The 996-nt window shown below is 64.4% G+C and carries 1 protein-coding gene; it reads left to right on the forward strand.

Annotation, left to right across the window (positions count from 1 at the left end):
* Nucleotides 1-996: AMP-binding protein (locus CAG18_RS25905; protein WP_143492707.1), on the forward strand; the 996-nt coding region annotated here is incomplete at both ends.

Below are 996 nucleotides of genomic sequence, written 5' to 3' on the forward strand. Positions count from 1 at the left end.
CGCAACCTTGGGCACAACCCGTTGTTCCAGGTGCTGTACAACCACCAGACCGAGCTCAAGGGCAGCCAGCACCGCTTGCCGGGCCTGGAAATGTCCGGCCTGGACTGGAGCACTCACACCGCCAAGTTCGACCTGAGCCTGGATACCTACGAAGACGGGCAGGGGATCGGTGCGGCACTGATCTATGCCACCGACCTGTTCGATGCCAGCACCATCGAGCGCATGGCGCGGCACTGGGTCAACCTGCTCGAAGCCATTGTGCACCAACCGGGCCAGCGCATCAGCGAGCTGCCGTTGCTGGGCGAGGACGAGCAGCAGGCTGTGCTGCGTGACTGGAACCGCAACACCGTCGCCTTCCCGGATGAGCGAACCATTCATGAGCTGATCGAGGCCAAGGTGGTCGCCGCCCCCGAAGCCCCGGCAGTCACCTTCGGCGAGCAGACCCTGAGCTACGGCGAACTGAACCGCCGGGCCAACCGGCTGGCGCACAAGCTGATCGAGCGTGGCGTTGGCCCGGATGTGCTGGTGGGCATCGCCATGGAGCGCAGCCTGGAAATGGTGGTCGGCCTGCTGGGCATTCTCAAGGCCGGCGGTGCCTATGTGCCGCTGGACCCGGAATACCCGGAAGATCGCCTCAGCTACATGTTCGCCGACAGCGGCATCACTTTATTACTGACCCAGGCACACCTGCGTGAGGTGCTGCCAATTCCAGTCGCCATCGAGTGTCTGGAGCTGGATGAGCTAGCTCTGGCCAGCTACAGCGGCGCCAACCCCGGGGTTACGGTAGCCCCGCAGAACCTGGCCTACGTGATCTACACCTCCGGCTCCACCGGCAAGCCCAAGGGCACGCTGCTGCCGCACCAGAACGTGGTCCGCCTGTTCGCGGCGACGCAGGCGTGGTTCCGCTTCGATGCCAGTGACGTGTGGACGGTGTTCCACTCCTACGCCTTCGACTTCTCGGTATGGGAGCTGTTCGGCGCGCTGTTGTATGGCGGC

This window comes from Pseudomonas sp. B22(2017) (genome assembly GCF_002113105.1).
GTDB classification, from domain to species: Bacteria; Pseudomonadota; Gammaproteobacteria; order Pseudomonadales; family Pseudomonadaceae; genus Aquipseudomonas; species Aquipseudomonas asiatica.